Annotated in this window: 9 protein-coding genes; 4 read left to right on the top strand and 5 right to left on the bottom strand. The window is 69.1% G+C overall.

Annotation, left to right across the window (positions count from 1 at the left end; genetic code table 11):
• The first annotated feature begins 72 nt into the window (after positions 1-72).
• The gene (locus tag P409_RS02245) at positions 73-948 is read left to right on the top strand and encodes an SIS domain-containing protein (RefSeq protein WP_034831357.1); all 876 of its coding nucleotides are present in this window, start codon (positions 73-75) and stop codon (positions 946-948) included.
• Positions 949-1,111: 163 nt separating this feature from the next.
• Here P409_RS02245 and P409_RS02250 read toward each other — a convergent pair whose 3' ends face one another.
• From P409_RS02250 to P409_RS02260, 3 genes are all read right to left on the bottom strand, one after another.
• Positions 1,112-1,921, bottom strand: coding sequence for a DUF72 domain-containing protein (locus P409_RS02250; RefSeq protein ID WP_034831359.1), 810 nt, complete (start codon positions 1,919-1,921; stop codon positions 1,112-1,114).
• An 88-nt stretch (positions 1,922-2,009) separates the two neighbouring features.
• Positions 2,010-3,041 carry an NAD(P)-dependent alcohol dehydrogenase gene (locus P409_RS02255; protein WP_034831361.1) on the bottom strand — a complete coding sequence of 344 codons (1,032 nt, stop codon included), beginning with the start codon at positions 3,039-3,041 and terminating at the stop codon, positions 2,010-2,012.
• A 186-nt stretch (positions 3,042-3,227) separates the two neighbouring features.
• Positions 3,228-3,737: a DUF1993 domain-containing protein gene (locus P409_RS02260; protein WP_034831363.1), complete on the bottom strand. Its 510-nt coding sequence runs from the start codon at positions 3,735-3,737 to the stop codon at positions 3,228-3,230.
• Positions 3,738-3,923: 186 nt separating this feature from the next.
• Here P409_RS02260 and P409_RS02265 point away from each other — a divergent pair, with 186 nt between their 5' ends.
• Together P409_RS02265 and P409_RS02270 are read left to right on the top strand one after the other, a co-directional pair.
• A complete protein-coding gene (locus P409_RS02265; protein WP_034831365.1) occupies positions 3,924-4,397 on the top strand; it encodes a nuclear transport factor 2 family protein in 474 nt (157 codons plus the stop codon).
• Positions 4,398-4,399: 2 nt separating this feature from the next.
• On the top strand, positions 4,400-4,957 hold the full coding sequence (locus tag P409_RS02270) for a TetR/AcrR family transcriptional regulator (RefSeq protein ID WP_034831367.1): 558 nt from the start codon (positions 4,400-4,402) through the stop codon (positions 4,955-4,957).
• Positions 4,958-5,073: 116 nt separating this feature from the next.
• On the opposite strand, the gene P409_RS02275 is transcribed toward P409_RS02270, so the two are convergent.
• Positions 5,074-6,009 (bottom strand): alpha/beta fold hydrolase, encoded by a 936-nt coding sequence (locus P409_RS02275; RefSeq protein ID WP_052119924.1) that lies wholly within the window; start codon positions 6,007-6,009, stop codon positions 5,074-5,076.
• A 63-nt stretch (positions 6,010-6,072) separates the two neighbouring features.
• Positions 6,073-6,633 carry a TIGR00645 family protein gene (locus P409_RS02280; protein WP_034831368.1) on the bottom strand — a complete coding sequence of 187 codons (561 nt, stop codon included), beginning with the start codon at positions 6,631-6,633 and terminating at the stop codon, positions 6,073-6,075.
• A 212-nt stretch (positions 6,634-6,845) separates the two neighbouring features.
• Here P409_RS02280 and P409_RS02285 point away from each other — a divergent pair.
• Positions 6,846-7,609, top strand: a 764-nt coding sequence (locus tag P409_RS02285; RefSeq protein ID WP_152613206.1) for a lytic transglycosylase domain-containing protein, incomplete at its 3' end; no start/stop codon positions are given.

The raw sequence follows: 7,609 nt of genomic DNA on the forward strand, positions 1-7,609 counted from the left end.
TTGCGAGCGGGAGAGGCAACGCGTTCCGTCCCGGCGTAAGCTGCTGCGCAGGAGCGACAGGGGCGGGGATTCATGCTGACAGAGACGGCCGACCGGCCCGCCAACATCCTCGAGGTGGTGCGCACGTTGCGACCGGAGCTGCGCAAGTCGGACCGCAAGGTCGCCGACGCGGTGCTGGCCGACCCGGCGCGGGTGCTGAAGGCGACGGTGGCGGAGATGGCGCTGCTGGCCGAAGTCAGCCAGCCGACGGTGATCCGCTTCTGCGTCGCCATCGGCTGCGCCGGCTACCAGGAGTTCCGGCTGCGCCTGGCGCACAGCCTAGCGCTGGGCCTGCCGGCGACGCATTCGGCGCTGCGCGACACCGACACCCCGGCCACGGTGGTCGACAAGATCTTCGACTACACCCTGTCCAGCCTGGACTGGGCGCGGAACCACCTCGACAAGGCCGCGGTCGAGGCGGCGGTGGCGATCCTGGAGAAGGCCCGGTCGATCGCCTTCTTCGGCTTCGGCGCCTCCGGCATCGTCGCCCGCGACGCGCAGCAGAAATTCCCGCTGTTCGGCGTGCCGTGCTCGGCCGAGCTCGATTCCCATCAGCAGATCATGGCGGCGTCGATGATGCAGCCGGGCGATGTCGCGGTGGTGATCTCCAACACCGGCCGCACCCGTTCGATCATCGAGGTGGCGCGGACCGCGCGCGAGAATGGCGCCAAGGTGATCTGCCTCACCGGCACGGATTCGCCGCTGGTGCCCTACAGCGACGTGGCGCTGGTGGCCGAGACGCTGGAGAACACCAGCGTCTACACCCCGACGATCTCGCGCATCGCCGCGCTGGTGGTGATCGACATCCTGTCGACGGCGGTCGCCCTGCGCCGCAACGACGCCCATTTCCAGCGCTTCCAGACCATGAAGCGCCGGCTGAACGAGCTGCGGTTCAACGAAAGGCTGTGAGGGGGCTGTGACGCGGCCGAATTTCACTCACGCCCCACTCTCTTGTCATTGCCGGGCTTGACCCGGCAATCCAGGGGCCGCCGAGAGCGGTTCTCGAAGGCCCCTGGATCCTCGGGTCGAGCCCGAGGATGACAATAAAAGAGGATAGTGGAAGGGCAGGCCTTCACCCCAGCTTCTTGATCAGCGCCATGGCCGCTGCCGGGGCCTTCGGCTTGAAGCCGTTGATCATATAGACGAAGACGTCGCGCGACTTCGGCGGCTTCTTCTCCAGCGCCCCGACCGGCGTCAGGTCGTCCGGCGCGCCGCCCTCGGCCCAGGCCCAGGCCCGCTTGGCCCATTGGTCGATCGCCTTCGGCGTGTAGCCGGTCTCGACCTCCTCGGACGCGCGCTGCAGCCGGGCATAGACGAAGGGGGCGGTGACGTCCGGGATCTCCGGGAAGCCCTCCTTGTCGGTCAGCGCCACCGCCACCTTGTGGGCGCGCAGCATGTCGATGAATTCGGGGGTGCGGAAGCTGTCATGCCGGACCTCGACCACATGGCGCAGCGCATGGCCGTCGACCTCATGCGGCAGCAGCTTCAGGAAGGCCTCGAAATCCTTCGGGTCGAACTGCTTGGTCGGCAGGAACTGCCAGTTGATCGGCCCCAGCTTCTCCTTCAGCTCGGTGATGCCGCTGTGGACGAAACGGTCGATCGACTCGCCGGCCTCGGCCAGCACCCGCCGGTTGGTGGTGAAGCGCGTGCCCTTGACCGAGAAGACGAAGCCCTCCGGCGTCTCCTCGCGCCATTTGGCGAAGCTCTCCGGCTTCTGCGAGCCGTAATAGGTGCCGTTGATCTCGATCGAGGTGACCTGGCGCGAGGCGTATTCCAGCTCGCGCTTCTGCGCCAGGCCCTTGGGATAGAAGGTCTCGCGCCAGGGCTCGAAGGTCCAGCCGCCGATGCCGACGCGAATCCCGGTTGCACTCTTCGAAGCCATGGCGTCCTCCCCTTGGTCAGGACGTCATCGGAACATATGGCGAACAAGGAATCAAGCGCCGGCCGTGCGGGGCCGGCGCCTGTGGCGGCTACAGCTTGATCTGCAGCTTGACGTCCGCCGGTCGGCCCTCGGCGGCGCGCTCGAAGGCGGCGATGCTGTCCTCGAAGCCATAGGTGTGGGTGACCAGCGGCTTCAAATCGACCTTGCCCGAAGCGATCATGGCGATGGCGCGGTCATAGACATTGGCATAGCGGAACACGGTCTCGATCCGCACCTCCTTGGCCGCGGCGGCGACCAGGTCGACCGCCACCGGCTCGACCGGCATGCCGATCACCACCAGGCAGCCGCCGGGGCGCACGGCGTCGAAGATGCCGGGATAGGCGCGCGGGCTGCCGCTGGCCTCGAACACCACATCGGCGCCCCAGCCATCGGTCGCCGCAGCCACCGCATCGGCCAGGCTGGTCTCGCGGATGTTGACGCCGGCGATGCCGGGATAGCGCTCGGCGATCGCCAGCTTCTCCGGCAGCAGGTCGGAGATCAGCACCCGGCTGCAGCCGCCGGCCAGGGCCGCCAGCGCCGCCATGATGCCGATCGGCCCGGCGCCGATAACCACGGCGAAGTCGCCCGGCTGGATCCGCGCCTTCACTGCCGCCTGCAGGCCGACGGCGAAGGGCTCGACCATCGCGCCCTCGGCGAAGGAGACGTTGTCCGGCAGCTTGAAGGTGAAGCCGGCCGGGTGCACCACCTCCGGCGTCAGGCAGCCATGCACCGGCGGGGTGGCCCAGAACACGACGCTGGGGTCGACATTGTAGAGGCCAAGCTTGGAGGCCTTGGAGGTCAGGTCGGGGATGCCCGGCTCCATGCACACCCGGTCGCCGGGCTTCAGGCTGGTGACGCCGGGGCCGGCCTCGATGACGGTGCCGGCGGCCTCATGGCCCAGCACCATCGGCTCCTTGACCACGAAGGGCCCGATCCGGCCATGGGTGTAGTAGTGCACGTCGCTGCCGCAGACGCCGACGGTGTCGATCTTGATCCGGACGTCGCCCGGCCCGAGGGTCCGGGGCAGGTCGATCTCGCGCAGCGACAATTCCCTCTGCCGCTCCAGGACCAGGGCACGCATGCTGGCTTCCTCCCGAATTCGGGCCGAACGCGCGGCCGGCCCCACCCCTCCTTGGTACGACACTTTGCCGGGGGCGGGGAAGGCGTCTCTGCACAAATGTCTTTCGTTGGATACGAAAGTTCATGATGGCGAGCGCCGCTGCCGGTCCCGTCATGACAATTGCCATGACGGGACGGGGAAGGGCCCTCAGCCCGCCAGCGCCAGATAGTCCCGCTTGCCGATCTCCACGCCCTTGTGGCGCAGGATGTCGTAGGCGGTCACGACGTGAAAATAGAAGTTCGGCAGCACCATGGTCAGTGCGTAGCTGCGGCCGGTGAACTCCACCTTCCGGTCGCGCAGCGGGAGGATCACCGTCTCCTCCTCGCGGCCGTCGACCTGGTCCGGGCCGACGCTCTCCAGATAGGCGATGGTCCTGGCCAGCCGGTCCTTGAGCTGATCCAGGGTGGTCTCGTTGTCCTCGAAGGGCGGCGGGGTCAGGCCGGCCAGACGGGCGGCGCCGAACTTGGCGGCGTCGCTGACCCGCTGGATCTGGCCCGACAGCGGGTACATGTCGGACGCGAGGCGCGCCTCGACCAGCGTGGCCGGGTCGACCCCGGCGGCCTCGGCATGGGCCGCGGCCTTGTCCAGCAGCGTCGACAGCATGCGCAGCTTCGGCAGCATCACGCCGACCGAGATCTCGTGCAGGGAGAGGGGCAAGGGATTGCTCCGATGAAAGGCGGGCGCCGCATCGGCCCGGGCGTTCGGCGGCGGGGAACCCTCCGCCCTCGACTCGCTTGCGGTCAAGCGCCGCAGGGGAGGGGCCGGCTTGACGGCGCGCAGCCTCCTCTGTACCAATCGGTAAAGTCAGTTCCGTTCGGTACAATCCCATCGAGGAGAGCCGCCATGACCGCCGACCGTCCGCCGCTGCCGCCCTTCACCCGCGAGACCGCGATCCGGAAGGTCCGCATGGCCGAGGATGCCTGGAACACCCGCGACCCTGAGCGCGTATCGCTGGCCTATACCGAGGACAGCCGCTGGCGGAACCGGGCCGAATTCCCGCAGGGCCGGGCTGAGATCGTCGAGTTCCTGACCCGGAAATGGGCGCGGGAGCTGGAGTACCGGCTGATCAAGGAGCTCTGGGCCTGGGAGGGCAACCGCATCGCCGTCCGCTTCGCCTATGAGTGGCACGACGATTCCGGCCAGTGGTACCGCTCCTACGGCAACGAGAACTGGGAGTTCGATGGGCACGGGCTGATGCGGGCCCGCCACGCCTCGATCAATGACCGGCCGATCGCGGCCTCCGAGCGCAAGTTCCACTGGGACCGGTCCGGCCCGCGGCCGGCGGACCATCCGGGGCTCAGCGACCTCGGGCTCTAGCCTTGCCGCGGATCGTCGCCGAGCGCTCCGATGTGCTGCCGGCCTTGGCCGAGGTGTTCCGCGAGCACGGCTTCGAGGGCGCCAGCCTGGTCCTGATCGGCGAGCGCACCGGCCTGGGCAAGGGCAGCCTTTACCACTTCTTTCCGGGCGGGAAAGAGGAGATGGCGGCGGCGGTGCTGGCCGAGATCGATACCTGGTTCGAGCAGCACATCTTCCGCCCGCTGCGGCAGGAAGAGCCGCGCCGCGCCGTGGCGGAAATGATCCGCGCGGTCGACGGCTACTTCCGCTCCGGCCGCCGGGTCTGCCTGGTCGGCGCCTTCGCGCTGGGCGATGTCCGCGACCGCTTCGGCGCCGCCATCCACGGCTATTTCGCCGCCTGGACCGATGCGCTGGCGCAGGGGCTGGCACGATCGGGGCTGGCCGAGGACACGGCTCGCGACCGGGCGGAGGAGGCGGTGGCGGCGATCCAGGGCGCCCTGGTCCTGGCCCGGGCACTGGACGACCCCGCCGCCTTCCGCCGCTCCCTGGCCCGGATCGAGGCCCGGCTCACGGCGGGGTAGGGCGGGGGCTGAGAGAGCGCTCTTCCAACCCACACCGACCGAGTCCCCCCTTTCCCTGCGGGAGGGGCAGGGGGAAGGGGGTTCGTGCCGTCGGAGCCGGGCCCCGTTCGCTCTCGTCATCGACAACCCCCTCCCCCTAGCCCCCTCCCGTGAGGGGAGGGGGGGACTGGTTCTGTCAGGAACCCGATCAGCGCCTCCGCGACCTCCTCCGGCCGCTCCTCCTGCAGCGCGTGGCCGCAGGGCAGGGCGTGGCCGCGGACATCCGTGGCCTTCTCGCGCCAGGTCGCCAGAACGTCGTACAGCTCGCCGACCACGCCCTTCGCGCCCCACAGCGCCAGCAGCGGCGCCTCGACGCGGCGGCCGGCGTCGGCGGCGTCGTGCTCCAGATCGATCGTCGCCGCGGCGCGGTAGTCCTCGCAGATCGCATGGACCGCACCGGGCTGGCGGTAGCAGCGCAGATATTCCTGCGCCAGCTCCTCGCGCGGCACGCCCGGCGTCCGGCTCTGCCCGGCCAAGTGATGGCGCAGGTAGAATTCCGGGTCGGCCTCGATCAGCCGCTCCGGCAGCGGCGCCGGCTGGATCAGGAAGAACCACCAGAAATAGCGGGTGGCGAAGGCCCGGTCGGTCCGGGCATACATCGTCGCGGTCGGCGCGATGTCCAGCACGGCGATGCGCCCGACCGCGCCCGGATGATCCAGCGCCATGCGATGGGCGACGCGGCCGCCGCGGTCATGGCCGATCACGGCGAAGCGGTCGTGCCCCAGGGTGCGCATCACCGCCACCTGGTCCGTCGCCATCGCTCGCTTGGAATAGTTCACATGGTTGTCGCCGCCTTCCGGCCGCGAGCTGTCGCCATAGCCGCGCAGATCGGCGGCGACCACCGAATACCCGGCCGCGACCAGGCGCGGCGCCACCGCGTGCCAGGTGGCATGGGTCTGCGGATGGCCGTGCAGCAACAGCACCGGCGGCCCGTCGCCGGCGCGCGCGCCATGGATGCGGATCCCGGGCGCGGTATCGATGTCGAAGGGCGTGAAGCCGGGCATCAGGGACATCGTCGGACCTCCGCGGATCGCCCAGTCTCACCCATCCCGGATGCGATTGCGACCGGCCGCGGCTCAATGGGCCCGATCGGCGGAGGGCTGGGACAGCCGGTCGACCAGGGCGATGCCGATCGCCGACAGGATGAAGACGCTGTGGATCACCGTCTGCAGGATGATCCCCGTCTCGGTGTAGCTGGTGTTGTCCGGCGACCCGACATTGCCGGCGCCGATGAAGGTGCGCAGCAGGTGGATCGAGGAGATGCCGATGATCGCCATGGCGAGCTTCACCTTCAGGATGCTCGCATTGACATGATCGAGCCATTCCGGCTGGTCCGGATGGCCGCTCAGGCCCAGGCGGGAGACGAAGGTCTCGTAGCCGCCGACGATCACCATCATCAGCAGGTTCGAGATCATCACCACGTCGATCAGCCCCAGCACCACCAGCATGATCTGCTGCTCGCTGAGCTCGGGCGTGTGGACGACCAGGTGCCACAGCTCCTTCAGGAACAGGAAGGCGTAGACGCCTTGGGCGACGATCAGCCCGAGATACAGCGGCAGCTGCAGCCAGCGCGACCCGAAGATCAGGGCCGGCAGCGGCCGCAGGCGGTGCAAGGTCGGGGAGGTGTCCTGCGGCATGTCCGGCTCCGGGTGCGAGGGTCGACGCCCTTATACAGGGCCGGCACGGCCTGTCGGAGGAGGATTTTCCGGAACCCCGCCCTGCGCCTCGATTCGCGGGGGCTGCCATTCTTTCGACAAACATGATAGGTTTGAATGGGTTGTCGTTGATCCCTGTGATCACGATGTAAGAAGGGGCGCTTATGCCCCGGGGGAGTCTGGAGGGGGCCGCCATGGCCGGTTCGGGACGATGGCTGAGGACCACAGCGCTGCTCGGTCTTGTCGCCGGAATCATCGCCGGGTGCGGCAGTGACAAGCCTCGGCCGTCCGGCAGCAACGTCGCCTATTGGGAGCCGCAGATCCAGAAGGCGTCGAAGCGCTTCAACGTGCCACCGGAATGGATCCGCGAGGTGATGCGGATCGAGAGCGGCGGCCGGTCGACCTGGAAGGGTGGCCAGCCGATCACCAGCTCCGCCGGCGCCCAGGGCCTGATGCAGGTGATGCCGACGACCTATGAGGAGCTGCGCCAGAAGCACGGTCTGGGCCGCGACCCCTACGACCCCGAGAACAACATCATGGCCGGCACCGCCTATATCCGCGAGCTGTACGAGATGTACGGCTCGCCCGGCTTCCTCGGCGCCTACAACGCCGGCCCCGGCCGCTACCGGCAATATGTCGAGAACGGCCGCAGCCTGCCGCCGGAGACCCGGCGCTACATGGATATCGTCGGCACGCAGATCGCCGGCATCGAGCCGGGGTCGAGCCGGCCCGACCGGATGACGCAATACGCCGAGAGCCAGATCCAGCAGCGGGTCGACGGCGCCATCCAGGCCCGCACCGGCCAGCCGGGCAGCCGCTCGCCGGTGGTGATGGCGATGGCGCCGATCCCGGATCGGCTGTCGCCGGAGGAGCAGGGCACCGCGGCCCGGGTCGACGCCGCTATCGCCGCCCGCACCGGCCAGCCGATCCCGGCCCAGCCGGCGGTGGTGGCGATGCA

It is taken from the genome of Inquilinus limosus MP06 (genome assembly GCF_000767795.1).
Lineage (GTDB): Bacteria > Pseudomonadota > Alphaproteobacteria > DSM-16000 > Inquilinaceae > Inquilinus > Inquilinus limosus_E.

Bases quoted from the DNA above. Each gene is read 5' to 3' on its own strand.
- P409_RS02245 (WP_034831357.1), top strand. From the start codon at position 73: ATGCTGACAGAGACGGCCGACCGGCCCGCCAACATCCTCGAGGTGGTG.
- P409_RS02250 (WP_034831359.1), bottom strand. From the start codon at position 1,921: ATGGCTTCGAAGAGTGCAACCGGGATTCGCGTCGGCATCGGCGGCTGG.
- P409_RS02255 (WP_034831361.1), bottom strand. From the start codon at position 3,041: ATGCGTGCCCTGGTCCTGGAGCGGCAGAGGGAATTGTCGCTGCGCGAG.
- P409_RS02265 (WP_034831365.1), top strand. From the start codon at position 3,924: ATGACCGCCGACCGTCCGCCGCTGCCGCCCTTCACCCGCGAGACCGCG.
- P409_RS02275 (WP_052119924.1), bottom strand. From the start codon at position 6,009: ATGTCCCTGATGCCCGGCTTCACGCCCTTCGACATCGATACCGCGCCC.
- P409_RS02280 (WP_034831368.1), bottom strand. From the start codon at position 6,633: ATGCCGCAGGACACCTCCCCGACCTTGCACCGCCTGCGGCCGCTGCCG.